Genomic DNA, 768 nt, shown 5'->3' on the forward strand with positions numbered 1-768 from the left:
GGCCAGGTGTCGAGCACTTCGGGCAGTGTGCGGTGGCCGAGGGTGAGCTGGAGCAGAGCGCCGGGCGGGATGGCGGCGTGGGTGTGGGGGTCGGTGGACGGGCTGGCGGCGCCGTGTGTGGCCGTCACGGCCGTCAGTTCACCGTCGGTGAACTCCAGCCGGGCGGCGCGACCGTATGTGTCGATGGTGAGCGCTGACTCGGGCCATCGCAGGCCTGCGGCTCGCCAGCGGCTGCGCAGCAGCGGTTGTAGCCGGGTGAGCAGGTCGGCAGGGTCGCTCGCGCGGACGTACCAGCCTCTGGGTCGCCGTGGGATGCCGGGCGGGCCGAGGCGGGCCAGTTGATGGTCGGGGTCGAGGATGAGGCGGACCGCGACGAACGGCAGTCGCGCCGATGCCTCGTACTGCCGGCCGGTGTGGCCTAGGTGTGCGTGCATGGCGGAGGCGGCCCGCGGCCAGTCGGCCTCTCGCTCGCAGGCCGCCGCGACCACGATCAGTTCACCGGCGGGGGAGAGCCGGGCGCCATGGACCAGGTAGCCCCGCACGTCGGCGCCGTGCACGAGGACGGCGACCACCCGCCGGGCGAGATCCGCCGGGCGGCGTCCGGCGATCTCGTACCGCCACGCCTCAGCGTCCCTCGGGCAGACCAGGGCATTGCCGTAAGCGAGCCGCCCGTCGATGCGGGCGAGGTCGTCCGCGTCGGCGAGGGTGGCCGGGCGCACCGCCAGACTGTCGGAGGAACCGTTCGACCGGTGCTGCCCGGTGGCTGGC

Annotated in this window: 1 pseudogene; it reads right to left on the reverse strand. The window is 74.2% G+C overall.

The window, feature by feature from the left end:
- Positions 1-768, reverse strand: a pseudogene (locus tag V6V89_RS41515) (GNAT family N-acetyltransferase); the annotation flags it as partial.

It is taken from the genome of Micromonospora sp. CPCC 206061 (genome assembly GCF_036906915.1).
Lineage (GTDB): Bacteria > Actinomycetota > Actinomycetes > Mycobacteriales > Micromonosporaceae > Phytohabitans.